Source organism: Tatumella morbirosei (genome assembly GCF_000757425.2).
Lineage (GTDB): Bacteria > Pseudomonadota > Gammaproteobacteria > Enterobacterales > Enterobacteriaceae > Tatumella > Tatumella morbirosei.
In genome coordinates this window covers 900,556-922,393 of record NZ_JPKR02000005.1, presented here as the reverse complement: position 1 = coordinate 922,393, position 21,838 = coordinate 900,556, and the positions used below count along the sequence as shown (strand labels likewise).

General features: G+C 48.3%; 37 protein-coding genes. 3 read left to right on the top strand and 34 right to left on the bottom strand.

Annotation, left to right across the window (positions count from 1 at the left end; all coding sequences use genetic code 11):
* The first annotated feature begins 10 nt into the window (after positions 1 to 10).
* Positions 11 to 1,387 (top strand): Trk system potassium transporter TrkA, encoded by a 1,377-nt coding sequence (trkA, locus tag HA49_RS19910; RefSeq protein WP_038016644.1) that lies wholly within the window; start codon positions 11 to 13, stop codon positions 1,385 to 1,387.
* A 220-nt stretch (positions 1,388 to 1,607) separates the two neighbouring features.
* Positions 1,608 to 2,003 carry a large-conductance mechanosensitive channel protein MscL gene (gene mscL / locus HA49_RS19905; protein ID WP_038016642.1) on the top strand — a complete coding sequence of 132 codons (396 nt, stop codon included), beginning with the start codon at positions 1,608 to 1,610 and terminating at the stop codon, positions 2,001 to 2,003.
* 46 nt (positions 2,004 to 2,049) lie between these two features.
* On the opposite strand, the gene HA49_RS19900 is transcribed toward mscL, so the two are convergent.
* The 30 genes from HA49_RS19900 to rpsJ all read right to left on the bottom strand — a co-directional run bounded on the left by HA49_RS19900 (position 2,050) and on the right by rpsJ (position 16,389).
* On the bottom strand, positions 2,050 to 2,241 hold the full coding sequence (locus tag HA49_RS19900) for an alternative ribosome-rescue factor A (protein WP_046791920.1): 192 nt from the start codon (positions 2,239 to 2,241) through the stop codon (positions 2,050 to 2,052).
* Positions 2,242 to 2,260: 19 nt separating this feature from the next.
* Positions 2,261 to 2,632 carry a DnaJ family domain-containing protein gene (locus HA49_RS19895; RefSeq protein ID WP_046791919.1) on the bottom strand — a complete coding sequence of 124 codons (372 nt, stop codon included), beginning with the start codon at positions 2,630 to 2,632 and terminating at the stop codon, positions 2,261 to 2,263.
* A 95-nt stretch (positions 2,633 to 2,727) separates the two neighbouring features.
* Positions 2,728 to 3,114, bottom strand: a complete 387-nt coding sequence (rplQ, locus tag HA49_RS19890; protein WP_038016637.1) for a 50S ribosomal protein L17 — start codon at positions 3,112 to 3,114, stop codon at positions 2,728 to 2,730.
* A gap of 40 nt (positions 3,115 to 3,154) precedes the next feature.
* On the bottom strand, positions 3,155 to 4,144 hold the full coding sequence (locus tag HA49_RS19885) for a DNA-directed RNA polymerase subunit alpha (protein ID WP_038016634.1): 990 nt from the start codon (positions 4,142 to 4,144) through the stop codon (positions 3,155 to 3,157).
* 26 nt (positions 4,145 to 4,170) lie between these two features.
* The gene (rpsD, locus tag HA49_RS19880) at positions 4,171 to 4,791 is read right to left on the bottom strand and encodes a 30S ribosomal protein S4 (RefSeq protein ID WP_038016631.1); all 621 of its coding nucleotides are present in this window, start codon (positions 4,789 to 4,791) and stop codon (positions 4,171 to 4,173) included.
* Between the two features lie 33 nt (positions 4,792 to 4,824).
* Complete coding sequence (gene rpsK, locus HA49_RS19875) at positions 4,825 to 5,214, bottom strand: 30S ribosomal protein S11 (protein WP_004160563.1); 390 nt, start codon at positions 5,212 to 5,214, stop codon at positions 4,825 to 4,827.
* 16 nt (positions 5,215 to 5,230) lie between these two features.
* Entirely contained in the window at positions 5,231 to 5,587 is a 357-nt protein-coding gene (rpsM, locus tag HA49_RS19870) for a 30S ribosomal protein S13 (RefSeq protein WP_038016625.1), read from the bottom strand.
* A gap of 146 nt (positions 5,588 to 5,733) precedes the next feature.
* Entirely contained in the window at positions 5,734 to 5,850 is a 117-nt protein-coding gene (gene rpmJ, locus HA49_RS21080; RefSeq protein WP_004160566.1) for a 50S ribosomal protein L36, read from the bottom strand.
* A 32-nt stretch (positions 5,851 to 5,882) separates the two neighbouring features.
* Positions 5,883 to 7,214, bottom strand: a complete 1,332-nt coding sequence (gene secY, locus HA49_RS19865) for a preprotein translocase subunit SecY (protein WP_038016622.1) — start codon at positions 7,212 to 7,214, stop codon at positions 5,883 to 5,885.
* 8 nt (positions 7,215 to 7,222) lie between these two features.
* Entirely contained in the window at positions 7,223 to 7,657 is a 435-nt protein-coding gene (gene rplO, locus HA49_RS19860) for a 50S ribosomal protein L15 (protein ID WP_038016619.1), read from the bottom strand.
* Positions 7,658 to 7,660: 3 nt separating this feature from the next.
* On the bottom strand, positions 7,661 to 7,840 hold the full coding sequence (rpmD, locus tag HA49_RS19855) for a 50S ribosomal protein L30 (protein WP_038016616.1): 180 nt from the start codon (positions 7,838 to 7,840) through the stop codon (positions 7,661 to 7,663).
* A 5-nt stretch (positions 7,841 to 7,845) separates the two neighbouring features.
* Positions 7,846 to 8,346 carry a 30S ribosomal protein S5 gene (gene rpsE, locus HA49_RS19850; RefSeq protein WP_025902035.1) on the bottom strand — a complete coding sequence of 167 codons (501 nt, stop codon included), beginning with the start codon at positions 8,344 to 8,346 and terminating at the stop codon, positions 7,846 to 7,848.
* 14 nt (positions 8,347 to 8,360) lie between these two features.
* Positions 8,361 to 8,714, bottom strand: coding sequence for a 50S ribosomal protein L18 (gene rplR / locus HA49_RS19845; protein WP_038016613.1), 354 nt, complete (start codon positions 8,712 to 8,714; stop codon positions 8,361 to 8,363).
* 9 nt (positions 8,715 to 8,723) lie between these two features.
* A complete protein-coding gene (gene rplF / locus HA49_RS19840; protein WP_038016611.1) occupies positions 8,724 to 9,257 on the bottom strand; it encodes a 50S ribosomal protein L6 in 534 nt (177 codons plus the stop codon).
* A 12-nt stretch (positions 9,258 to 9,269) separates the two neighbouring features.
* Entirely contained in the window at positions 9,270 to 9,662 is a 393-nt protein-coding gene (gene rpsH / locus HA49_RS19835) for a 30S ribosomal protein S8 (RefSeq protein ID WP_038016608.1), read from the bottom strand.
* Positions 9,663 to 9,695: 33 nt separating this feature from the next.
* Positions 9,696 to 10,001, bottom strand: a complete 306-nt coding sequence (gene rpsN, locus HA49_RS19830; protein WP_025902039.1) for a 30S ribosomal protein S14 — start codon at positions 9,999 to 10,001, stop codon at positions 9,696 to 9,698.
* 14 nt (positions 10,002 to 10,015) lie between these two features.
* Entirely contained in the window at positions 10,016 to 10,555 is a 540-nt protein-coding gene (gene rplE, locus HA49_RS19825; protein ID WP_038016606.1) for a 50S ribosomal protein L5, read from the bottom strand.
* 14 nt (positions 10,556 to 10,569) lie between these two features.
* Positions 10,570 to 10,884, bottom strand: coding sequence for a 50S ribosomal protein L24 (gene rplX, locus HA49_RS19820; protein ID WP_038016604.1), 315 nt, complete (start codon positions 10,882 to 10,884; stop codon positions 10,570 to 10,572).
* Between the two features lie 10 nt (positions 10,885 to 10,894).
* The gene (rplN, locus tag HA49_RS19815) at positions 10,895 to 11,266 is read right to left on the bottom strand and encodes a 50S ribosomal protein L14 (protein ID WP_025902042.1); all 372 of its coding nucleotides are present in this window, start codon (positions 11,264 to 11,266) and stop codon (positions 10,895 to 10,897) included.
* Between the two features lie 170 nt (positions 11,267 to 11,436).
* Positions 11,437 to 11,691: a 30S ribosomal protein S17 gene (gene rpsQ / locus HA49_RS19810; protein ID WP_038016601.1), complete on the bottom strand. Its 255-nt coding sequence runs from the start codon at positions 11,689 to 11,691 to the stop codon at positions 11,437 to 11,439.
* Positions 11,691 to 11,882 carry a 50S ribosomal protein L29 gene (gene rpmC, locus HA49_RS19805; protein ID WP_038016599.1) on the bottom strand — a complete coding sequence of 64 codons (192 nt, stop codon included), beginning with the start codon at positions 11,880 to 11,882 and terminating at the stop codon, positions 11,691 to 11,693. The genes rpsQ and rpmC overlap by 1 nt, the downstream gene beginning before the upstream one ends.
* On the bottom strand, positions 11,882 to 12,292 hold the full coding sequence (gene rplP / locus HA49_RS19800; RefSeq protein WP_025902045.1) for a 50S ribosomal protein L16: 411 nt from the start codon (positions 12,290 to 12,292) through the stop codon (positions 11,882 to 11,884). Before rplP ends, rpmC begins: the two co-directional genes overlap by 1 nt.
* 12 nt (positions 12,293 to 12,304) lie before the next feature.
* Entirely contained in the window at positions 12,305 to 13,006 is a 702-nt protein-coding gene (gene rpsC / locus HA49_RS19795; RefSeq protein ID WP_038016598.1) for a 30S ribosomal protein S3, read from the bottom strand.
* Between the two features lie 17 nt (positions 13,007 to 13,023).
* Positions 13,024 to 13,356 carry a 50S ribosomal protein L22 gene (gene rplV, locus HA49_RS19790; protein WP_038016596.1) on the bottom strand — a complete coding sequence of 111 codons (333 nt, stop codon included), beginning with the start codon at positions 13,354 to 13,356 and terminating at the stop codon, positions 13,024 to 13,026.
* Between the two features lie 14 nt (positions 13,357 to 13,370).
* Positions 13,371 to 13,649 carry a 30S ribosomal protein S19 gene (gene rpsS / locus HA49_RS19785; RefSeq protein ID WP_001138115.1) on the bottom strand — a complete coding sequence of 93 codons (279 nt, stop codon included), beginning with the start codon at positions 13,647 to 13,649 and terminating at the stop codon, positions 13,371 to 13,373.
* A gap of 16 nt (positions 13,650 to 13,665) precedes the next feature.
* A complete protein-coding gene (rplB, locus tag HA49_RS19780) occupies positions 13,666 to 14,487 on the bottom strand; it encodes a 50S ribosomal protein L2 (RefSeq protein ID WP_038016594.1) in 822 nt (273 codons plus the stop codon).
* A gap of 17 nt (positions 14,488 to 14,504) precedes the next feature.
* Entirely contained in the window at positions 14,505 to 14,807 is a 303-nt protein-coding gene (gene rplW, locus HA49_RS19775; protein WP_038016593.1) for a 50S ribosomal protein L23, read from the bottom strand.
* A complete protein-coding gene (rplD, locus tag HA49_RS19770; protein WP_038016591.1) occupies positions 14,804 to 15,409 on the bottom strand; it encodes a 50S ribosomal protein L4 in 606 nt (201 codons plus the stop codon). The genes rplW and rplD overlap by 4 nt, the downstream gene beginning before the upstream one ends.
* A 10-nt stretch (positions 15,410 to 15,419) precedes the next feature.
* On the bottom strand, positions 15,420 to 16,046 hold the full coding sequence (gene rplC / locus HA49_RS19765) for a 50S ribosomal protein L3 (RefSeq protein ID WP_038016589.1): 627 nt from the start codon (positions 16,044 to 16,046) through the stop codon (positions 15,420 to 15,422).
* Positions 16,047 to 16,077: 31 nt separating this feature from the next.
* Complete coding sequence (gene rpsJ, locus HA49_RS19760; RefSeq protein ID WP_001181005.1) at positions 16,078 to 16,389, bottom strand: 30S ribosomal protein S10; 312 nt, start codon at positions 16,387 to 16,389, stop codon at positions 16,078 to 16,080.
* Between the two features lie 378 nt (positions 16,390 to 16,767).
* Here rpsJ and HA49_RS19755 point away from each other — a divergent pair, with 378 nt between their 5' ends.
* Positions 16,768 to 17,541: a prepilin peptidase gene (locus HA49_RS19755; RefSeq protein WP_038016733.1), complete on the top strand. Its 774-nt coding sequence runs from the start codon at positions 16,768 to 16,770 to the stop codon at positions 17,539 to 17,541.
* Here HA49_RS19755 and bfr read toward each other — a convergent pair.
* The 4 genes from bfr to fusA form a co-directional block, all read right to left on the bottom strand.
* On the bottom strand, positions 17,519 to 18,001 hold the full coding sequence (gene bfr, locus HA49_RS19750; RefSeq protein ID WP_038016587.1) for a bacterioferritin: 483 nt from the start codon (positions 17,999 to 18,001) through the stop codon (positions 17,519 to 17,521). The genes HA49_RS19755 and bfr overlap by 23 nt on opposite strands.
* 102 nt (positions 18,002 to 18,103) lie before the next feature.
* Positions 18,104 to 18,298: a bacterioferritin-associated ferredoxin gene (bfd, locus tag HA49_RS21075; protein ID WP_072055970.1), complete on the bottom strand. Its 195-nt coding sequence runs from the start codon at positions 18,296 to 18,298 to the stop codon at positions 18,104 to 18,106.
* Positions 18,299 to 18,461: 163 nt separating this feature from the next.
* Positions 18,462 to 19,646, bottom strand: coding sequence for an elongation factor Tu (gene tuf, locus HA49_RS19745; protein ID WP_038016585.1), 1,185 nt, complete (start codon positions 19,644 to 19,646; stop codon positions 18,462 to 18,464).
* 67 nt (positions 19,647 to 19,713) lie between these two features.
* Positions 19,714 to 21,828 (bottom strand): elongation factor G, encoded by a 2,115-nt coding sequence (gene fusA, locus HA49_RS19740; protein WP_038016581.1) that lies wholly within the window; start codon positions 21,826 to 21,828, stop codon positions 19,714 to 19,716.
* Positions 21,829 to 21,838: the final 10 nt, after the last annotated feature.

Here is a 21,838-nt window from a genome sequence, read left to right as displayed (position 1 = left end):
TGAAACAATAATGAAGATTATTATCCTTGGTGCCGGACAAGTCGGTGGAACACTGGCAGAGAACCTGGTGGGGGAAAATAACGATATCACTGTTGTGGATACTGACCCGGGAAGGCTGCGACAGTTGCAGGACAAATTTGATTTAAGGGTCGTCAATGGTCAGGCATCTCATCCCCGGGTTTTGCGGGAAGCAGGTGCCGAAGATGCCGACATGTTGGTGGCTGTAACCAGCTCTGACGAGACAAATATGGTTGCTTGTCAGATAGCCTATTCACTATTTAATACCCCAAACAGGATTGCACGTATCCGCGCAGCAGAATACCTGCGAGACACTGAAAAACTGTTTATCCCGGAAGCGATCCCAATCGATCATTTAATCTCCCCGGAACAACTAGTGATCGACAATATTTATCGCCTGATCCAGTATCCCGGGGCCTTGCAGGTGGTTAATTTCGCCGAGGGTAAAGTGAGCCTGGGTGTGGTCAAAGCGTATTATGGAGGTCCCCTGATAGGAAACCCTTTATCTGTAATGCGCGAACATATGCCACACATTGAAAGCCGTGTAGCTGCCATATTTCGCCAGGATCGGCCTATCCGGCCACAGGGGTCAACGATTATTGAAGCGGGAGATGAAGTATTTTTTATTACGGCTAATCAGCATATCCGTGCCGTAATGAGTGAAATGCAACGGCTGGAGAAACCCTACAAACGCATCATGTTGGTGGGTGGCGGAAATATTGGCTTTGGACTCGCACAACAGTTGGAAAAGCAGTACAGCGTTAAATTGATCGAGCGGAATGCCCAGCGTGCGGCGGAACTGGCTGAACTGCTAAACGATACGATCGTTTTCTACGGAGATGCATCAGATCAGGAGCTACTGGCTGAAGAGCATATTGATCAGATTGATCTGTTTATAGCGGTGACTAATGACGACGAGGCAAACATTATGTCAGCAATGCTGGCAAAAAAAATGGGTGCCAAGAAGGCGATGGTGCTTATACAACGCCGCGCATACGTCGATTTGGTACAGGGCAGCGTGATTGATATTGCAATATCACCTCAACAGGCAACGATTTCGGCATTACTTAGCCATGTACGTAAAGCAGATATTGTTGGGGTCTCATCGCTTAGACGCGGTATTGCTGAAGCCATCGAAGCTATTGCTCATGGTGATGAAACAACATCCCGGGTTGTGGGACGTTCAATCAGCGAGATTAAATTACCGCCCGCAACAATCATCGGTGCAGTAGTTCGCGGTGAAGAAGTTATGATAGCCAACGATAACATCCGGATTGAACAAGGTGACCACGTCATTATGTTCCTGACCGACAAGAAATTTGTTTCTGATGTTGAGAAATTATTCCAGCCGAGTCCGTTCTTCCTTTAACCACCAGGATAAAGCCAGTATCAGGCTGGCTATATGGTTAAAACACAGGCTATGCACGCCAATCTACAAAGTAAGTAGCCTGTAAAATGAGTTATGTGCCCCACCTGAGTGTAAAAATACGTAAAAGAGTGACATGATGGAAGTGGAAAAAATAGCACTAATTAACTACTATCATAGTTAACTTAAATAGAGTTAACTTAGTATGTAATCAGGGGATAATATGAGTTTGTTTAAAGAGTTTCGCGACTTTGCGATGCGTGGAAATGTTGTTGACCTGGCGGTCGGTGTCATCATCGGTGCAGCCTTCGGCAAAATTGTTTCCTCATTAGTCGCGAATATCATTATGCCACCGTTAGGATTGCTGATTGGTGGAATCGACTTCAAACAGTTCAAGTGGGTTCTGAAAGCAGCTGATGGCACCACCCCCGCGGTAGTCATGGAATATGGTGTTTTTCTGCAATCTGTTTTCGATTTCATTATCGTTGCGTTTGCCATCTTCATGGCAATTAAGCTGATGAATAAATTATATAAGAAAGCAGAACCTGCTCCTAAAGGACCTTCAGCAGAAGAAGCTCTGTTAGCAGAAATTCGCGATTTACTGAAAGAAAAACAATAAGTTATTCAACAGGAAAACCGTCATGTTATAAGTATGACGGTTTTTTTTAATTGAAAAAAGGGCAATGAAAAATCACTTTTTCATTGCCCCCCCCCTGACGATTGTCGCGTGGCTTGCGACGGTAACTACCTTTACCTTTCTTGTTCTGCTCTTTTCTTTGTCTGAACAAAGGATCGAACAAAATTGCCTGTAGTGCATTATCATTTATGACACCTTTAGTGTGCCGGTATTGGCTCATGAAAATTCCTTAATTATGATTACTTAGTGTTCAGCCGACGGGCAGCCCTTTCTCCGTACCGTTTCTCATAGAGAAACTCTGTACTTAATCCTGCCTGGCGTAATTTAAGCTCAAGCAGTCTCAACTGTTTATGGTACTCAGCAGCCTGATGATCAACAGGATCAAGTTGCTGCAAAAGATCCACCAGTGCGAGGGCTTCACGTCGCAATTCCAGTTCTGGTGGTAAAAAACCGGAGTTTTTCAACAGACGATAGGCGGTACGAAGTTCTGCAGGGACCTGACTATCATCTTCCAGTACTAATGGTTTGCCTTCGCCCGGTAAACCGGACAGCTCGCCTTTTTCTAACGCTGAAAGTATATGCTGTTCTGCCAACTGATCAATCAACCACATAAAAGATTCCCTCCGGGGCTCATGTTCAGTGTTGCACCGCAATTTTATACAGGCAATAAAAAACCCGCCGAAGCGGGTTTTTTAATAACTGCAAATTACTCTGCAGTTGCTTCTGCCTGAACTTCCGGACGATCAATCAGCTCGATGTAAGCCATCGGAGCGTTGTCTCCAGCGCGGAAGCCACACTTCAGAATACGAGTGTAACCACCTGCACGGCTCGCAAAACGCGGGCCCAGTTCATTAAACAGTTTTGCAACGATCTCGTTATCACGAGTACGTGCGAATGCCAGACGACGATTAGCTACGTTGTCGGTCTTGGCAAGAGTAATCAGCGGCTCAACTACACGACGCAGCTCTTTGGCTTTCGGCAGAGTCGTCTTGATGATCTCATGACGAACCAATGAACCAGCCATGTTACGGAACATAGCCTGGCGATGGCTGCTGTTACGGTTCAGTTGACGACCACTCTTACGATGGCGCATGACCTTATCCTTCTCAGTGAAACCTTAACCTGTGATCCGGTTACTCATCAGCAATGCTTGCCGGTGGCCAGTTTTCCAGGCGCATGCCCAGTGACAGTCCACGCGAAGCCAGCACGTCTTTGATCTCGGTAAGAGATTTTTTCCCAAGGTTAGGCGTCTTAAGAAGCTCAACCTCAGTACGTTGTACCAGATCACCGATGTAGTGGATAGCTTCTGCCTTAAGGCAGTTAGCAGAGCGGACAGTCAATTCCAGATCGTCAACAGGGCGCAGCAGGATCGGATCGAATTCTGGTTTCTCTTCTTTAACTTCCGGCTGACGTACATCACGTAAGTCAACAAAAGCGTCCAGTTGTTCAGCCAGAATGGTTGCCGCACGACGAATCGCCTCTTCAGGATCGATTGTGCCGTTGGTTTCCATTTCGATGACCAGCTTGTCCAGGTCGGTACGTTGCTCAACACGAGCTGCTTCAACATTGTAGGCAATACGGTCTACAGGGCTGTAGCAAGCATCGACTAATAAACGACCAATCGGGCGCTCATCTTCTTCCGAATGAATTCGGGCAGAAGCCGGCACATAACCACGACCACGCTGAATTTTGATACGCATACTTACAGAAGCGTTTTCATCAGTCAGATGGCAGATCACATGCTGTGGCTTGACGATTTCGACATCACCATCATGGGTAATGTCGGCTGCAGTCACAGGGCCAATGCCAGATTTATTCAGGGTCAGGATGACTTCATCTTTACCCTGAACTCTCACCGCCAGCCCTTTCAGGTTGAGCAGGATTTCCAGGATGTCTTCCTGTACTCCCTCTTTGGTGCTGTACTCGTGCAGTACACCATCAATTTCAACCTCGGTCACCGCGCAACCCGGCATGGAAGAAAGCAGAATACGGCGCAGTGCATTACCCAGAGTATGGCCAAAGCCACGCTCTAAAGGTTCAAGGGTCACCTTGGCGTGCGTCGAACTCACTTGCTCGATATCTACCAGGCGCGGTTTTAGAAACTCTGTCACAGAACCCTGCATTGTGTCCTCTCTTTGGTACTCAAGCTTTATTTAGAGTAAAGCTCGATGATCAGGTGCTCGTTAATGTCCGCAGACAGATCTGTACGCTCAGGCTGACGCTTGAACACACCTTCCATCTTCGCTGCATCAACTTCCAGCCAGGTTGGCTTTTCACGCTGTTCAGCCAGCTCCAGAGCGGCTTTCACGCGAGATTGCTTTTTGGCTTTCTCACGGATGCTGACAACATCATTCGGAGAAACCTGATAAGAAGCGATGTTAACAACGCGGCCATTTACCATAATAGCTTTATGGCTAACCAGCTGACGTGCTTCAGCACGAGTGGCACCAAAGCCCATACGATAAACTACGTTATCCAGACGGCCTTCCAGCAGAACTAACAGGTTTTCACCAGTGTTGCCTTTCAGACGAGCTGCTTCTTTATAGTAGTTACGGAATTGACGCTCAAGAACACCGTAGATACGACGAACTTTCTGTTTTTCACGTAACTGACCGCCGTAATCAGACAGACGCGGTTTACGCGCACCATGCTGACCAGGGGCTTGTTCAATCTTACACTTGGTATCGATCGCGCGAACGCCAGACTTAAGGAATAAGTCGGTGCCCTCACGACGGCTCAGCTTGAGCTTAGGACCCAAATATCTTGCCATTTTCTTTCTCCAACTAACCTAAAAAACGGGGCGTTATACGCGGCGTTTTTTCGGCGGACGACAACCGTTGTGAGGGATCGGAGTCACATCAGTAATGTTAGTGATGCGGAAACCAGCGGCGTTCAGAGCACGAATAGTTGATTCGCGGCCTGGACCCGGACCCTTAACCATAACTTCCAGATTCTTAATACCGTAATCTTTCACTGCTTCTGCACAGCGCTCTGCAGCAACCTGAGCAGCGAACGGTGTAGATTTACGAGAACCACGGAAACCGGAACCACCGGCAGTTGCCCAACCCAGTGCGTTACCCTGACGATCAGTAATAGTAACGATGGTGTTGTTAAAAGACGCATGGACATGAGCCACGCCATCTGAGACTTGTTTTCTTACACGCTTACGTGCACGAACTGGTGCCTTTGCCATTATTTACCCACCCCGATTATTTCTTGATCGGTTTGCGCGGACCCTTACGGGTACGTGCATTGGTCTTGGTACGCTGACCGCGAACCGGAAGACCACGACGATGACGCAAACCACGGTAGCAACCAAGGTCCATAAGACGCTTGATGCTCAGGGTAACTTCACGACGCAGATCACCTTCAACAACGAACTTGCCAACTGCTTCACGCAGTTGCTCAATCTGTTCTTCAGACAGCTCACTGATCTTAACATCTTCGGCAATACCCGTAGAGGCACAAATCGCCTTGGAACGGGTTTTACCGATACCGAAAATCGCAGTTAATGCGATGACAGTGTGTTTATGATCAGGAATGTTAATGCCTGCTATACGGGCCACTATGCACTCCTATTACTCATTAACTGCGCACCATTCTGAAAAGCCCGTTTTCAGGATACTCAAATGGGAGCGCATTAACATACAAAAGATTGGCTGGCTAATCTAGCCAGCTCAACCCGACTTTGCAAGAAAAATATGCGAAAAAATCAGCCTTGGCGCTGTTTATGCTTAGGCTCGGCACTGCAAATCACACGTACAACACCGTCGCGACGGATGATTTTGCAGTTACGACATAATTTCTTGACGGAAGCACGAACTTTCATTTTTACTCTCCGTAACTTCTCAAGCTCCTGAATTAACGGCCGTAGCCTTTCAGGTTTGCTTTCTTCAATGCAGACTCATACTGACTTGACATCATCAGAGTTTGCACTTGAGCCATAAAGTCCATGATGACGACAACTACAATCAGCAGTGAAGTACCGCCGAAGTAGAAGGGGACATTCATCGCCTCACGCATGAACTCCGGGATCAGACAGATAAAAGTAATATATAAGGCGCCAACTAAAGTTAAACGCGTCATTACCTTATCGATATACCTGGCCGTTTGCTCTCCCGGACGAATTCCCGGTACGAATGCACCAGACTTCTTCAGGTTATCTGCTGTTTCACGTGGGTTGAAAACCAACGCCGTATAGAAGAAACAGAAGAAGATGATTGCAGTCGCATAGAGTAGCACATAAAGCGGCTGACCTGGCTGTAAATACATCGAAATAGTTGTCAGCCAGTTCCAACCGGTACCGCCCCCGAACCAGGACGCAATTGTCGCCGGAAACAGGATAATGCTGGAAGCAAAGATAGCAGGGATTACACCCGCCATATTAACTTTCAACGGTAAATGTGTGCTCTGTGCAGCGTATACACGACGACCTTGCTGACGTTTAGCGTAGTTCACCACAATGCGGCGTTGACCACGTTCTACGTAAATAACAAAGAACGTCACTGCAAATACAAGAACTGCAACCAACAGCAACAGGAGGAAGTTCAGGTCACCTTGCCGCGCTTGCTCGATAGTATGGCCAATGGCCTGCGGTAAACCCGCTACAATACCGGCAAAAATAATGATCGAGATACCGTTACCAATACCTCGTTCAGTAATTTGCTCACCCAACCACATCAGGAACATAGTCCCGGTGACCAGGCTCACAACAGCAGTAAAGTAGAATGCAAAGCCCGGAGTAGTTACCAGGCCCTGCATACCAGGCATATTCGGAAGACCAGTGGCAATGCCCACAGCCTGGAATATGGCCAATACTAACGTACCGTAACGGGTATACTGGCTAATCTTACGACGGCCAGCCTCCCCTTCTTTCTTAATTTCCGCTAACGCCGGGTGAACCACCGTCAGTAACTGGATAATAATAGATGCCGAAATATACGGCATAATACCCAGAGCAAAGATTGAAGCACGGCTTAAAGCACCACCAGAGAACATGTTGAACATTTCAATGATGGTGCCACGCTGTTGTTCAAGCAGTTTGGCAAGGACTGAGGCATCAATACCAGGGATCGGAATAAAAGAACCAATACGGAAGACAATCAGTGCACCTATTACAAACAGTAGTCTGCGTTTTAGTTCACCTATTCCACCCTTGGCACTTTGAAAATCTAATCCCGGTTGTTTAGCCATCAGCTCACTTATTCCTCAATTTTACCGCCAGCAGCTTCGATTGCAGCACGAGCACCTTTGGTGACACGCAGACCACGAATCGTTACCGGAGCAGAAACTTCGCCAGACAGAATAACTTTCGCAAATTCAATCTGAATTCCGATAATGTTAGCTGCTTTCAGCGTATTCAGGTCAACCACGCCGCCTTCTACTTTCGCCAGATCAGACAGACGAACTTCGGCTGTGACCATTGCTTTGCGAGAAGTAAAACCAAATTTAGGCAGACGACGGTATAAAGGCATCTGGCCACCCTCGAAACCGCGACGTACGCCACCGCCAGAACGTGAGTTCTGACCTTTGTGACCACGACCACCAGTTTTACCGAGACCGGAACCAATACCACGACCCAAACGTTTGGAAGCGTGCTTAGACCCTTCGGCCGGAGACAGAGTATTTAAACGCATCTCTTACTCCTCCACTTTAACCATGTAGTAAACCGCGTTAACCATACCGCGAACCGCAGGAGTATCCTCACGTTCTACAGTATGACCAATGCGACGCAGACCCAGGCCAAGCAGTGTTGCCTTGTGTTTAGGCAGACGACCGATTGCACTACGGGTTTGAGTAATCTTAATAGTCTTTGCCATGATAATTACCCCAGAATTTCTTCGACGGTTTTACCACGCTTAGCAGCGACCATCTCAGGAGAATTCATGTTGCTCAGGCCATCAATAGTTGCACGAACCACGTTGATCGGGTTAGTTGAACCATAGGTTTTGGCCAGAACGTTATGAATCCCAGCGACTTCAAGAACAGCACGCATTGCACCACCGGCAATGATACCCGTACCTTCTGAAGCCGGCTGCATGAATACGCGGGAACCAGTGTGAACACCTTTAACAGGGTGTTGCAGGGTACCGTTATTCAGCGCGACATTTACCATGTTGCGACGGGCTTTTTCCATCGCTTTCTGGATAGCTGCTGGAACTTCACGCGCTTTTCCGTAACCAAAACCAACGCGACCGTTACCATCACCAACTACAGTCAGAGCTGTGAAGGAGAAAATACGACCACCTTTAACGGTTTTAGATACACGGTTTACCGCGATCAGTTTTTCCTGCAGTTCGCCAGCTTGTTTCTCGATGTGTGACATCTTAGACCTCTACCTTAGAACTGAAGGCCAGCTTCACGGGCAGCATCTGCCAGTGCCTGGACACGACCATGATATTGGAAACCAGAACGGTCGAAAGAAACGGTAGTGATACCTTTCTCGACAGCTCGCTCTGCGATAGCTTTACCAACAGCGATGGCAGCATCTTTGTTTCCAGTGTACTTCAGTTGTTCAGTGATAGCTTTTTCTACAGTAGAAGCAGCAACCAGAACTTCGGAACCGTTCGGAGCGATTACCTGTGCGTAAATATGACGCGGGGTACGATGTACCACCAGGCGAGTAGCACCCAGCTCTTTGAGCTTGCGACGTGCACGGGTCGCACGACGGATACGAGCAGATTTCTTATCCATAGTGTTACCTTACTTCTTCTTAGCCTCTTTGGTACGCACGACTTCGTCGGCGTAACGGACACCCTTGCCTTTATAAGGCTCAGGACGACGGTAGGCGCGCAAGTCAGCTGCTACCTGGCCGATCACCTGCTTATCAGCGCCTTTCAGCACGATTTCAGTTTGAGTCGGACACTCAGCAGTGATCCCCGCAGGCAGCTGATGTTCAACCGGGTGAGAAAAACCCAGTGACAGGCTAACTGCGTTGCCTTTAACAGCCGCACGATAACCAACACCAACCAGCTGCAGCTTCTTGGTGAAGCCTTCGGTAACACCGATAACCATTGAGTTCAGCAGTGCACGAGCAGTACCTGCCTGTGCCCAGCCGTCAACGAAACCTTCGCGTGGAGCGAAAGTCAGTGCGTTTTCAGCCTGCTTAACTTCAACCGCTTTATTGATAGTACGAGCCAGCTCGCCGTTTTTACCTTTGATCGAAATTTCCTGACCGTTGAGTTTTACCTCTACGCCGGCAGGAATAACGACTGGTGCTTTAGCAACACGAGACATTTTACCCTCCGATTACGCTACGTAGCAGATAATTTCGCCACCAAGACCAGCCTGGCGCGCTGCACGATCAGTCATGACACCCTGAGAAGTAGAAACAACTGCGATACCCATCCCTGCCATGATTTTTGGCAGTTCGTCTTTGCGCTTATAAATACGCAGACCAGGACGGCTTACACGCTGAATGCTTTCTACTACTGCCTTGCCCTGGAAATACTTAAGAGTTAATTCCAGTTCAGGCTTAGTGTCGCCTTCGATTTTAAATTCTTCAATATAGCCTTCTTCCTTCAGCACGTTGGCGATTGCCACTTTCAGCTTGGAGGAAGGCATGGTGACCGCAACTTTATTCGCGGCCTGACCGTTACGGATACGGGTCAGCATATCCGCGATCGGATCTTGCATGCTCATCAGTCTTTACTCCCGTGATTCAATTGGTGACAATTACCAGCTAGCCTTTTTCAAGCCAGGTACTTCACCGCGCATAGCGGCTTCACGTAACTTGATGCGGCTCAACCCGAACTTACCTACATAGCCGTGAGGACGGCCAGTTTGGCGGCAGCGGTTACGCTGACGGGACGGGCTGGAATCACGCGGCAGAGCCTGAAGCTTAAGAACAGCATTCCAACGATCTTCGTCAGAAGCGTTCACATCAGAGATGATCGCTTTCAGTTCAGTGCGTTTCGCGAAGAACTTGTCTGCTAGTTTTACACGCTTAACTTCGCGTGCTTTCATAGATTGCTTAGCCATGAATTTACCCTACCTTACTTGCGGAATGGGAAGTCAAAGGCTGCCAGCAGAGCACGGCCTTCATCATCAGATTTCGCAGTAGTGGTAATGGTAATATCCAAACCACGGACGCGATCGACTTTATCGTAATCGATTTCTGGGAAGATGATCTGCTCACGGACACCCATGCTGTAGTTACCACGTCCGTCGAAAGACTTCGCAGATAAACCACGGAAGTCACGGATACGAGGTACAGCAATGATGATCAGGCGCTCAAGGAACTCCCACATACGTTCGCCACGCAGGGTTACTTTACAGCCGATCGGATAGCCCTGACGGATTTTGAAGCCTGCAACTGATTTGCGTGCTTTGGTGACCAGCGGTTTTTGACCGGAGATTGCTGCCAGGTCTGCTGCTGCATTGTCCAGCAGTTTCTTGTCAGCGATCGCTTCACCAACACCCATATTCAGGGTGATCTTCTCGACCCGAGGGACTTGCATGACTGAATTGTAGTTAAACTCAGTCATGAGTTTCTTAACTACTTCGTCTTTGTAGTAATCATGCAGTTTCGCCATCGTACTACTCCAAATTACTTGATAGTTTCGCTGTTAGATTTGAAGAAACGGACTTTTTTACCGTCTTCGAATCTAAAGCCTACACGGTCAGCCTTGCCGGATGCCGCATTGAAAATTGCAACGTTAGAAACCTGAATAGCAGCTTCTTTTTCAACGATGCCACCTGGTTGGTTCAGGGCCGGAACCGGCTTCTGATGTTTCTTAACCAGATTGATACCTTCAACGATGACTTTGCCGGAAGACAAAACATTTTTTACTTTACCGCGCTTACCTTTGTCTTTCCCGGTAATCACGATAACTTCGTCGTTAAGACGGATTTTCGCTGCCATGATTCGCTCCTTAGAGTACTTCAGGTGCCAGAGAGATAATTTTCATGAACTTTTCAGTACGAAGTTCACGAGTTACCGGCCCAAAAATACGCGTTCCGACGGGTTGCTCGCTGTTATTGTTTAAAATAACGCATGCATTACCATCGAAGCGAATGACAGAACCGTCAGGGCGACGAACACCCTTCCTGGTGCGCACCACTACCGCCTTCAGGACGTCACCTTTCTTAACTTTACCGCGAGGAATTGCTTCCTTAATGGTAACTTTAATAATGTCGCCAACGCCTGCGTAGCGACGGTGCGAGCCACCCAGAACCTTGATACACATTACGCGACGCGCACCGGAGTTGTCGGCGACGTTCAGCATAGTCTGTTCTTGGATCATTTTAGTGCTCCGCTAATGTCAACTACTACTTCGGGACCTAACTTTCAGGTCGTTTAAAAGCCCCATTATCGAGGGCGCGGCATTATAACACCGGTTCTCGTAGATGGGTAGAAAAAATGAACGGCTCAGACGAGCCGTTCATCTATTTTTTTCACAGAAAAGAGATTCTATTACAGAACCGCTTTTTCCACAACGCGTACAAGAGTCCAGGACTTAGTCTTAGACAGTGGACGGCATTCGCGAATAATTACCACGTCGCCAGTTCCACATTCATTGTTCTCATCATGGATGTGCAGCTTAGTCGTACGCTTAATGAATTTACCGTAAATCGGGTGTTTCACAAAACGTTCGATAGCAACAACCGCAGATTTCTGCATTTTGTCACTAACAACACGACCTTGCAGAGTACGGATTTTATCGGTCATTACGCACCCGCCTTCTCAGTCAGTAAAGTCTTAACGCGTGCAACATCACGACGAACTTGCTTCAGCAGATGGGTCTGCTGCAGCTGGCCGGATGCCGCTTGCATGCGCAGGTTAAACTGCTCACGCAACAGGTTAAGCAGCTCAGTGTTCAAATCTTCAACACTTTTTTCACGCAGCTCAGTTGCTTTCATTACATCACCGTCTTAGTTACAAAGGTGGTTTTGATAGGCAGTTTTGCTGCTGCCAGCTTGAATGCCTCACGGGCCAGCTCTTCTGATACTCCGTCCATTTCATACAGGACTTTACCAGGCTGGATTAGGGCAACCCAATACTCTACGTTACCCTTACCTTTACCCATACGGACTTCAAGCGGCTTCTCAGTAATTGGTTTGTCCGGGAATACACGGATCCAAATTTTACCTTGACGCTTAACTGCACGGGTCATAGCACGACGTGCTGCTTCGATCTGACGGGCAGTCAGACGACCACGGCCAACAGCTTTCAGACCGAAAGTACCGAAGCTAATATCCGTTCCAGCAGCCAGACCGCGGTTACGGCCTTTATGCACTTTACGGAATTTCGTACGCTTTGGTTGTAACATCAGCGACTCTCCTTACTTACGGCCTTTACGCTGCTGCTTTTTAGGTTGAGCAGCCGGTTTTTCCGGTTGTTCAACAGCAGCCATACCACCCAGAATCTCACCTTTGAAGATCCATACCTTAACGCCGATTACACCATAAGTGGTGTGCGCTTCTGAGGTGTTGTAATCGATGTCCGCACGCAGTGTGTGCAACGGAACACGACCTTCACGGTACCATTCGGTACGCGCGATTTCAGCACCGCCAAGACGGCCGCTTACTTCAACTTTGATACCTTTAGCGCCCAGACGCATTGCGTTCTGTACTGCACGCTTCATAGCACGACGGAACATAACACGACGTTCCAGCTGTGAAGTGATGCTGTCAGCAACTAATTTAGCGTCCAGTTCCGGTTTACGGACTTCGGCGATATTGATTTGCGCAGGTACGCCGGCGATTTTCGCGACGACATTACGCAGTTTTTCTACGTCTTCACCTTTCTTACCGATAACGATTCCAGGGCGAGCAGTGTGAATGGTCACACGAATGCTTTTAGCCGGACGTTCGATAACGATACGAGATACAGACGCTTTTGCCAGTTCTTTGTTCAGGAACTGACGTACTTTAAAATCGCTGTCCAGGTTGTCAGCGAATTCGTTGGTATTTGCGAACCAGGTAGAGTTCCAGGGTTTTACAATACCCAGACGAATACCATTAGGATGTACTTTCTGACCCATTGCTAGTCTCCAGAGTCTCAGCGATCGGACACAACCACAGTAATGTGGCTGGTGCGCTTCAGGATGCGATCTGCACGACCTTTAGCACGCGGCATAATGCGCTTCATGCTAGGGCCTTCGTCGACGAAAATTTTCGCGACTTTCAGATCGTCGATGTCAGCGCCATCGTTGTGTTCGGCGTTAGCAATGGCAGATTCCAAAACTTTTTTAACCAGTAAGGCTGCTTTCTTATTGGTATAAGTCAGGATATCCAGAGCCTGCGACACTTTCTTACCGCGTACAAGATCCGCAACCAGGCGAACCTTCTGAGCAGAAGAACGAGCATGGCGATGTTTAGCGATAGTTTCCATCTCTTCCTCCTACCTTATTTCTTCTTGGCTTTTTTATCAGCCGCGTGACCGCGATAAGTACGAGTCGGCGCAAATTCACCCAGCTTGTGACCAACCATTTCGTCGGAAACAAAGACAGGTACATGCTGACGACCATTATGGACAGCGATGGTCAAACCGATCATGTTAGGAAAGATCGTTGAACGACGGGACCAGGTGCGCAGGGGCTTCTTGTCACCGCTTTCCACCGCTTTCTCTACCTTCTTCAGCAAGTGCAGGTCAATAAAAGGACCTTTCTTGAGAGAACGTGGCATGGTTTATCCTCTAAAATTATTTGCTACGGCGACGTACGATAAATTTATCAGTACGCTTGTTGCTGCGGGTCTTCTTACCTTTGGTCTGTACGCCCCACGGAGTGACCGGGTGCTTACCAAAGTTACGACCTTCACCACCACCGTGCGGGTGATCGACTGGGTTCATCGCAGTACCACGAACGGTAGGACGAACACCACGCCAGCGAGTTGCACCTGCTTTACCCAGAACGCGCAGCATATGCTCAGCGTTACCGACTTCACCCAGGGTTGCGCGGCAGTCAGCTTCGACTTTACGCATTTCACCTGAACGCAGACGCAGGGTTACGTAGGAACCATCACGCGCAACGATCTGCACGTAAGTACCAGCAGAGCGAGCAATCTGACCGCCTTTGCCTGGTTTCATTTCTACGTTATGTACAGTGGAACCTACTGGGATGTTACGCATTGGCAGGGTGTTACCTGCTTTAATCGCAGCATCAACGCCAGACTGAATCTGGTCGCCAGCTTTTAAACCTTTTGGTGCCAGGATATAACGGCGTTCACCATCTTTGTACAGAACCAGTGCAATATTTGCAGAACGGTTCGGATCGTACTCAAGACGTTCAACGACAGCCGGGATACCATCTTTGTTGCGTTTGAAGTCAACAATACGGTAAGCCTGCTTGTGACCACCACCAATATGACGGGTAGTGATACGACCGTTATTATTACGACCACCGCTTTTGCTGTTTTTTTCCAGCAGCGGAGCAAAAGGTTTGCCCTTGTGCAGCTCAGGGTTCACCACTTTAACTACGTGGCGACGACCCGGAGATGTCGGTTTACATTTAACAATTGCCATTGTTTCTCTCCTCCGACTTACTCTGCGCCGCCGACGAAGTCCAGATTCTGGCCTTCTTTCAGGGTGACGTAAGCTTTTTTCCAGTCGCTACGACGACCAACACGCTGTCCGTGACGCTTAAATTTCCCTTTAACAACCAGGGTATTTACGTCTTTAACTTCAACTTCGAACAGCTTTTCTACGGCAGCAACGATCTCTGCTTTGGTCGCATCTTTCGCAACTTTGAGAACGATGGTATTGGTTTTTTCCATCGCAGCAGACGCTTTTTCAGATACGTGCGGTGCACGCACGACTTTCAGCAGACGTTCTTCACGGATCATGCCAGCATCTCCTCAACTTGCTTAACTGCATCAGCAGTCATAACGACTTTGTCGAAGGCGATCAGGCTAACTGGGTCGATGCCCGCTGCATCACGTACGTCAACCTTGAACAGGTTGCGCGCAGCCAGGAACAGATTCTCATCCAGTTCACCGGTGATGATCAGCACATCTTCCAGAGCCATGTCTTTCAGTTTCTGAGCCAGCAGCTTAGTTTTAGGCGCTTCTACAGAGAACTGTTCAACAACGATCAAACGTTCCTGACGTACCAGTTCAGACAGAATGCTTTTCAGCGCTCCGCGGTACATCTTTTTGTTAACTTTTTGACTGTGGTCCTGAGGCCGTGCAGCAAAAGTTACACCACCTGAACGCCAGATTGGGCTCTTAACAGAACCTGAACGAGCGCGGCCGGTGCCTTTCTGGCGCCATGGTTTTTTACCAGAGCCAGTGACTTCTGCGCGAGTTTTCTGCGCGCGGGTACCCTGACGGGCGCCTGCTGCATAAGCAACAACAACCTGGTGAACCAGCGCTTCGTTGAAATCACGACCGAAGGTAGTTTCGGAAACAGTCAGCGCGCTCTGCGCGTCTTTCAATACTAATTCCATTGCTATCCCCTTACGCCTTCACAGCTGGTTTAACAATCAGGTCGCTTCCGGTAGCACCGGGAACTGCACCTTTAACCAGCAGCAGGTTGCGCTCGGCATCAACGCGAACGACTTCCAGGCTCTGAACAGTGACACGTTCGTTACCCAGCTGACCTGCCATTTTCTTGCCTTTGAACACTTTGCCCGGAGTCTGGTTCTGACCGATAGAACCCGGTACGCGGTGTGACAAGGAGTTACCGTGTGTCGCGTCCTGGGTACGGAAGTTCCAGCGCTTAACGGTACCTGCGAAACCTTTACCTTTAGAGGTGCCAGTTACGTCTACTTTTTTAACTTCAGCGAAGATATCAACACTGATGCTCTGACCCACGGTAAATTCTTCACCTTCGGTACGGAATTCCCACAGACCACGGCCAGCTTCAACGCCAGCTTTAGCAAAATGACCCGCTTCAGGCTTACCAACACGGCTTGCTTTTTTAGCACCGGTGGTGACCTGAATAGCCTGGTAACCATCGCTTTCCAGGCCTTTGACCTGAGTAACGCGGTTTGCTTCAACTTCGATTACGGTTACTGGAATTGAAACGCCTTCTTCAGTGAAGATACGAGTCATTCCGACTTTCTTACCGACTAATCCAATCATTGTATCAACCTCTTAATCGCTCGAAACCTGATTAGCCCAGGCTGATCTGCACATCAACACCGGCAGCCAGATCCAGACGCATCAGAGCATCAACGGTCTTTTCAGTTGGCTCAACGATGTCAACCAGACGTTTGTGAGTGCGAATTTCGTACTGATCGCGCGCATCTTTGTTAACGTGCGGAGAAATCAGAACGGTAAAGCGCTCTTTACGAGTCGGCAGCGGGATTGGACCACGAACCTGCGCACCAGTGCGCTTGGCAGTCTCAACGATTTCCGCGGTTGATTGATCGATCAGACGATGATCAAACGCTTTAAGACGGATACGGATTCTTTGGTTCTGCATGAGACCAGAGCTCCAAACATTTTATAAACAAAAATAATTACTCCTCACACCCATTACGATTGATGGGGGAGTGTAATCGTTCAGCATATAACTCCCCAATCGGGAGTATTGTCAGGTGACGCAAATCGCGTACCTGCGATTCTGCTCGAATCGCGCTGCTAATTTCAGCAAGCCCGCGCATTATACGTATATTTGACCATATAGCAAGAGCTGATGCGTTTTCGTACAACAGAAATGCGATGATTTCCGGGCGTTTAGTGTAATCCGCGGCTTAAGGTGTCGTTAGATACGTCACGCCCCGGAAAATCATCATTCCGGGTTATGGATACTACAATTCATCTGAGAAACTGCCCCGACGCTATTTTTCGGGTAATCCCTATGTCACTCATTATATTTGTCTCAGGTGCTCTGTTTGGCAGCTTCCTTTGCCTGGCCAGTGAACGCTACTGTCCGCGCCGCTCATTTTTTGCCAGCTGGCGGTCACTCTGTCAGCCCCCCTCCCACTGCCTTACCTGCCATCATCGTTTACGTTGGTATGACCTGTTGCCCCTGGTAAGTTTTGCTTTATTAAATGGTCGCTGCCGTTATTGCCGGCATCCATTGCCGCTAAACCTGCTTCTGGCTGAATCTGGTTATGGTTCAGCGTGCCTGCTGCTTTACTGGCTTCAGCCTGATCCGAAACCCCTTATTGCCGTACTATGGTTCTCTTCAATACTCTTTCTGCTCGCTACCATTGATATGCGTCTGTTACTGCTCCCGGATGAGCTGGTATTTGCTTTGTTGTGGTCTGGCCTGCTACTTGGAGAATACTTCCCACTGACTGATATCCGGGCACGTATTGAAGGTGTTTGCTTAGGCTTTCTTACACTGTTTTTACTCAATGCACTTTATCGTCTTTGGCGGAAAACTGAAGGTATTGGCCAGGGAGATATGAAATTGCTGGCGGGTATCGGGGCATGGTGTGGATGGCAACTGTTACCGTCCGTCGTGGTGATTGCTGCAGTGTTGGCCCTGTCCGTTTTATGCTGCCAAAGGAAAATTCTTGTCACCTTACAGGAAAATATCCCGCTTCCGTTTGGATGCTATCTGTCAGTCGCGGGATGGATATGTTTTATTTTGAACAATTTAATTAGCTATCCGCTTGCTCTTTGATTTGTGTCTGAATGTAATTCTGGATCCCTACTCTGCCTATCAATTCGAGTTCCGTTTCTAACCAGTCGATATGATGTTCCTCGTCGGCAAGGATTTCTATCAGTAAATCACGGGTAACATAATCATGAACCTTATCGGCATGAGATATTGCTTCACGCAGGTCAGCAGCCCCCTCGAGTTCGAGAGTAAGGTCTGAACGCAGCATCTCTTCAACATCCTCTCCGATACGAAGTTTTCCGAGGTCCTGAAGATTTGGTAACCCTTCCAGAAACAAAATACGCTCGATATATTTATCGGCGTGTTTCATTTCATCAATGGACTCATGATATTCAATATCATTGAGTCTCATCAGACCCCAGTTCTTAAACATTCGGGCATGCAAAAAATACTGGTTAATTGCAACCAGTTCATTTCCAAGTAGTTTATTTAAATGAATTATTACTTTCTTATCGCCTTTCATAGTACATCCTCCGCTTCCAGTTACTAACAGAGTAGTTGGCGGTGGAGGGAAGTCAAAAAAGCAACAATTATCAGGCAGGCAATTTACTTATAGCTCAGAGGATCAGGCAGACTGGAGGAAGATAACCATGGATTCCCGTTCATTTTCTAATATTTCTCTGGCCGAACGGACACATTTACCACACTGAGTACCCACAGGAACGATACGCTGCAATTCTTTAAATGAAGTTGGCTGGTGTTGACGAACTGCAGTACGGATAGCCTTATCACTCACAGCATTGCAAAGACAAACATACATATCGTGACCCTGGATTCAATATCGTACATATTTCATACACAATTTTAAATGAGAATTGTTAGCATTACAATAACTATTTTCAATTGCTGCCGAGGTGCTTATATTTAAAAATAAAAAAGGGCGCCGAAGCGCCCTTTTTCTGCTGGTTGTAAATTATCGACAATTAAGCGATAACTTTAGCAACAACACCAGCACCTACGGTACGACCACCTTCACGGATTGCGAAACGCAGACCGTCATCCATTGCGATTGGGTGGATCAGGGTAACAACCATTTTGATGTTGTCGCCTGGCATTACCATTTCTACGCCTTCTGGCAGTTCGATGGTACCGGTCACGTCAGTAGTACGGAAGTAGAACTGTGGACGGTAGCCTTTGAAGAACGGAGTATGACGGCCGCCTTCATCTTTAGACAGAATATAAACTTCTGACTCGAACTTGGTGTGTGGCTTGATTGAACCTGGTTTGGCCAGTACCTGACCACGTTCGATTTCTTCGCGTTTGATACCACGCAGCAGAACACCAACGTTTTCACCCGCCTGACCCTGGTCAAGCAGTTTACGGAACATTTCAACACCGGTACAGGTTGATTTCGCAGTATCTTTGATACCCACGATTTCAACTTCTTCACCAACTTTGATGATTCCGCGCTCTACACGACCGGTAACTACTGTACCACGGCCGGAGATTGAGAATACATCTTCGATTGGCAGCAGGAATGGCAGGTCAATTGCACGCTGTGGTTCAGGGATGTAAGAATCCAGGTAACCAGCCAGCTCAACAACTTTAGCTTCCCACTCTGCGTCGCCTTCCAGTGCTTTCAGCGCTGAACCACGAACGATTGGAGTGTCGTCGCCCGGGAAGTCGTACTGTGACAGCAGGTCACGGACTTCCATTTCTACCAGCTCCAGCAGCTCTTCATCATCAACCATGTCACATTTGTTCAGGAACACGATGATGTAAGGAACGCCTACCTGGCGGCCCAGCAGGATGTGCTCACGGGTCTGAGGCATAGGGCCGTCAGTAGCAGCAACAACCAGGATAGCGCCGTCCATCTGTGCAGCACCGGTGATCATGTTTTTAACGTAGTCGGCGTGGCCCGGGCAGTCAACGTGTGCATAGTGACGGGTCGGGGTTTCGTATTCTACGTGTGAAGTATTGATGGTAATACCACGTGCTTTTTCTTCTGGCGCGTTATCGATCTGGTCGAACGCACGAGCAGCACCGCCGTAGGTCTTAGCCAGTACGGTAGTGATTGCAGCAGTCAGAGTGGTTTTACCGTGGTCAACGTGGCCGATAGTACCGACGTTAACGTGTGGTTTGTTACGTTGAAATTGCTCTTTCGCCATGGCGATATTCCTTACGTTATGCCTTCATCATCCGATGAAGGCATCTGTTCAAAATTAAACCGTAGTCTTATTTACTACGAGCTTCAATAACGGCCTGCGCTACGTTGTTCGGCGCATCATCATACTTCAGGAACTCCATGGAGTAAGAAGCACGACCTTTGGTCAGAGAACGCAGCTGAGTTGCGTAACCAAACATCTCAGACAGTGGTACCTCTGCATGAATCTCAACGCCAGTAGCGTTAGATTCCTGCCCTTTCAGCATACCACGACGTCTGCTCAGGTCACCGATGACATCACCAGTGTTCTCTTCAGGCGTTTCAACTTCAACCTTCATGATTGGCTCAAGCAGAACCGGAGTTGCTTTCTTAAAGCCATCTTTAAAGGCGATAGAGGCAGCCAGTTTAAACGCCAGCTCAGAGGAGTCAACGTCATGGTATGAACCAAAGTGCAGACGAACACCCAGGTCTACTACCGGATAACCAGCCAGTGGGCCTGATTTCAACTGCTCCTGGATACCTTTGTCTACCGCAGGGATGTATTCTGTTGGGATTACACCACCTTTGATATCGTTAACAAACTCGTAGCCCGCAGGGTTAGAACCTGGTTCCAGTGGGTACATGTCAATAACAACATGACCATACTGACCACGACCACCAGACTGTTTGGCGTGTTTACCTTCAATATCGGTAACTTTAGAGCGGATAGCTTCACGGTAAGCAACCTGTGGTTTACCCACGTTCGCTTCAACGTTGAATTCACGCTTCATACGGTCAACGATGATATCGAGGTGTAATTCACCCATACCAGCGATGATAGTCTGGTTAGATTCTTCATCAGTCCAGACACGGAAAGATGGATCTTCTTTAGCCAGACGGCCCAGAGCCAGACCCATTTTTTCCTGGTCAGCTTTGGTTTTTGGTTCAACGGCGATAGAGATTACTGGCTCAGGGAATTCCATACGCTCCAGGATGATTGGATTGCTTGGATCACACAGAGTATCACCAGTAATAACATCTTTCAGACCGATAGCCGCAGCAATGTCGCCTGCGCGAACTTCACTGATCTCTTCACGCTTGTTAGCATGCATCTGAACGATACGGCCAAAACGCTCACGGGCAGATTTCACTGAGTTCAGTACGGTGTCACCTGAGTTAACAACACCCGAGTACACACGGAAGAACGTCAGGTTACCAACGAACGGGTCATTAGCGATTTTAAAGGCTAATGCAGAGAACGGTTCGCTGTCATCTGCGTGACGCTCTGCAGGGGTATCTTTACCATCATCCAGCATACCTTTAATAGCAGGTACGTCTGTTGGTGACGGCAGATACTCAACCACTGCATCCAGCATCGCCTGAACACCTTTGTTCTTAAATGCAGAACCACATGTTACCAGGATGATTTCATTGTTCAGAACGCGCTGACGCAGAGCCTGTTTGATCTCTTCTTCAGTCAGTTCTTCACCGCCGAGGTATTTCTCCATCAGCTCTTCGGAAGCTTCTGCTGCAGCTTCAACCAGGTTCTGGCGCCATTCTTCAGCCAGGTCCGTCAGTTCAGCAGGGATCTCTTCGTAAACGAAAGTTACGCCTGCATCTTCTTCGTTCCAGTTGATCGCTTTCATTTTCACCAGATCAACAACACCGGTGAAACCTTCTTCTGCACCGATTGCTAACTGCAATGGAACAGGGTTAGCGCCCAGACGGCTTTTAATCTGACCAACAACTTTCAGGAAGTTAGCACCCATACGGTCCATTTTGTTAACGAACGCGATGCGTGGAACTTTATATTTGTTAGCCTGACGCCATACAGTCTCAGACTGAGGCTGAACGCCGCCAACCGCACAGTAAACCATTACTGCACCATCCAGAACACGCATTGAACGCTCTACTTCGATAGTAAAGTCAACGTGTCCCGGGGTATCAATAATGTTGATACGATGTGGTTCAAACTGTTTCGCCATACCAGACCAGAAAGCAGTCGTCGCAGCAGACGTGATGGTAATACCACGTTCCTGTTCCTGAGCCATCCAGTCCATGGTTGCAGCGCCATCGTGTACTTCACCGATTTTATGGTTTACACCGGTGTAGAACAGAATACGCTCGGTAGTTGTGGTTTTACCGGCGTCGATGTGTGCACTGATACCGATGTTACGGTAGCGAGCAATGGGTGTTGTACGAGCCATTTGATTCCTC

Coding starts and splice junctions, on each gene's coding strand:
- rpsJ (WP_001181005.1), bottom strand. CDS start 16,389: ATGCAGAACCAAAGAATCCGTATCCGTCTTAAAGCGTTTGATCATCGT.
- rplR (WP_038016613.1), bottom strand. CDS start 8,714: ATGGATAAGAAATCTGCTCGTATCCGTCGTGCGACCCGTGCACGTCGC.
- rplV (WP_038016596.1), bottom strand. CDS start 13,356: ATGGAAACTATCGCTAAACATCGCCATGCTCGTTCTTCTGCTCAGAAG.
- rpsD (WP_038016631.1), bottom strand. CDS start 4,791: ATGGCAAGATATTTGGGTCCTAAGCTCAAGCTGAGCCGTCGTGAGGGC.
- rpsC (WP_038016598.1), bottom strand. CDS start 13,006: ATGGGTCAGAAAGTACATCCTAATGGTATTCGTCTGGGTATTGTAAAA.
- rplX (WP_038016604.1), bottom strand. CDS start 10,884: ATGGCAGCGAAAATCCGTCTTAACGACGAAGTTATCGTGATTACCGGG.
- rpsE (WP_025902035.1), bottom strand. CDS start 8,346: ATGTCACACATCGAGAAACAAGCTGGCGAACTGCAGGAAAAACTGATC.
- secY (WP_038016622.1), bottom strand. CDS start 7,214: ATGGCTAAACAACCGGGATTAGATTTTCAAAGTGCCAAGGGTGGAATA.
- bfr (WP_038016587.1), bottom strand. CDS start 18,001: ATGAAAGGCGATAAGAAAGTAATAATTCATTTAAATAAACTACTTGGA.
- rpmC (WP_038016599.1), bottom strand. CDS start 11,882: ATGAAAGCAACTGAGCTGCGTGAAAAAAGTGTTGAAGATTTGAACACT.
- HA49_RS19885 (WP_038016634.1), bottom strand. CDS start 4,144: ATGCAGGGTTCTGTGACAGAGTTTCTAAAACCGCGCCTGGTAGATATC.
- rpmD (WP_038016616.1), bottom strand. CDS start 7,840: ATGGCAAAGACTATTAAGATTACTCAAACCCGTAGTGCAATCGGTCGT.
- tuf (WP_038016585.1), bottom strand. CDS start 19,646: ATGGCGAAAGAGCAATTTCAACGTAACAAACCACACGTTAACGTCGGT.
- rpsH (WP_038016608.1), bottom strand. CDS start 9,662: ATGAGCATGCAAGATCCGATCGCGGATATGCTGACCCGTATCCGTAAC.
- HA49_RS19900 (WP_046791920.1), bottom strand. CDS start 2,241: ATGAGCCAATACCGGCACACTAAAGGTGTCATAAATGATAATGCACTA.
- rplQ (WP_038016637.1), bottom strand. CDS start 3,114: ATGCGCCATCGTAAGAGTGGTCGTCAACTGAACCGTAACAGCAGCCAT.
- rplF (WP_038016611.1), bottom strand. CDS start 9,257: ATGTCTCGTGTTGCTAAAGCACCAGTCGTTATTCCTGCCGGCGTAGAG.
- rpsS (WP_001138115.1), bottom strand. CDS start 13,649: ATGCCACGTTCTCTCAAGAAAGGTCCTTTTATTGACCTGCACTTGCTG.
- rplB (WP_038016594.1), bottom strand. CDS start 14,487: ATGGCAATTGTTAAATGTAAACCGACATCTCCGGGTCGTCGCCACGTA.
- fusA (WP_038016581.1), bottom strand. CDS start 21,828: ATGGCTCGTACAACACCCATTGCTCGCTACCGTAACATCGGTATCAGT.
- HA49_RS19895 (WP_046791919.1), bottom strand. CDS start 2,632: ATGTGGTTGATTGATCAGTTGGCAGAACAGCATATACTTTCAGCGTTA.
- rplC (WP_038016589.1), bottom strand. CDS start 16,046: ATGATTGGATTAGTCGGTAAGAAAGTCGGAATGACTCGTATCTTCACT.
- rplO (WP_038016619.1), bottom strand. CDS start 7,657: ATGCGTTTAAATACTCTGTCTCCGGCCGAAGGGTCTAAGCACGCTTCC.
- HA49_RS19755 (WP_038016733.1), top strand. CDS start 16,768: ATGTCACTCATTATATTTGTCTCAGGTGCTCTGTTTGGCAGCTTCCTT.
- rplW (WP_038016593.1), bottom strand. CDS start 14,807: ATGATCCGTGAAGAACGTCTGCTGAAAGTCGTGCGTGCACCGCACGTA.
- rpsK (WP_004160563.1), bottom strand. CDS start 5,214: ATGGCAAAGGCACCAGTTCGTGCACGTAAGCGTGTAAGAAAACAAGTC.
- rplE (WP_038016606.1), bottom strand. CDS start 10,555: ATGGCGAAACTGCATGATTACTACAAAGACGAAGTAGTTAAGAAACTC.
- rpmJ (WP_004160566.1), bottom strand. CDS start 5,850: ATGAAAGTTCGTGCTTCCGTCAAGAAATTATGTCGTAACTGCAAAATC.
- rplP (WP_025902045.1), bottom strand. CDS start 12,292: ATGTTACAACCAAAGCGTACGAAATTCCGTAAAGTGCATAAAGGCCGT.
- trkA (WP_038016644.1), top strand. CDS start 11: ATGAAGATTATTATCCTTGGTGCCGGACAAGTCGGTGGAACACTGGCA.
- rpsN (WP_025902039.1), bottom strand. CDS start 10,001: ATGGCTAAGCAATCTATGAAAGCACGCGAAGTTAAGCGTGTAAAACTA.
- rplD (WP_038016591.1), bottom strand. CDS start 15,409: ATGGAATTAGTATTGAAAGACGCGCAGAGCGCGCTGACTGTTTCCGAA.
- mscL (WP_038016642.1), top strand. CDS start 1,608: ATGAGTTTGTTTAAAGAGTTTCGCGACTTTGCGATGCGTGGAAATGTT.
- bfd (WP_072055970.1), bottom strand. CDS start 18,298: ATGTATGTTTGTCTTTGCAATGCTGTGAGTGATAAGGCTATCCGTACT.
- rpsQ (WP_038016601.1), bottom strand. CDS start 11,691: ATGACCGATAAAATCCGTACTCTGCAAGGTCGTGTTGTTAGTGACAAA.
- rplN (WP_025902042.1), bottom strand. CDS start 11,266: ATGATCCAAGAACAGACTATGCTGAACGTCGCCGACAACTCCGGTGCG.